The 235-nt window shown below is 68.1% G+C and carries 1 protein-coding gene; it reads right to left on the bottom strand.

Annotated elements, in window-relative coordinates:
- Positions 1–205: glutamine amidotransferase-related protein (locus AC0IY0_RS29060; protein WP_471766515.1), on the bottom strand; the 205-nt coding region annotated here is incomplete at its 3' end.
- Positions 206–235: the final 30 nt, after the last annotated feature.

Genomic DNA, 235 nt, shown 5'->3' with positions numbered 1-235 from the left:
GGACGACATCGAGGCAGATGCCCGCCTCGTTCGGCGTACATGGGCCGGGTGAGAGCACGATCGCGTCCGGCGCCGTAGCGCGGATGTCGGCGACGGTGATCGTATCGTTGCGGGCGACCGCGACGGCGCCGCCGAGCGGGCCGATCAGGTGAACGAGATTCCAGGTGACGGAATCGTAGTTGTCGATGACGAGGACGTTGGACATCGCGGCGGCGCGCTCCGGCGTTCTGCCGGA

The organism is Methylobacterium sp. AC315 (genome assembly GCF_979253755.1).
Note: the sequence above shows the minus strand (reverse complement) of the source record. Positions and strands in the feature narration are given on the sequence as shown.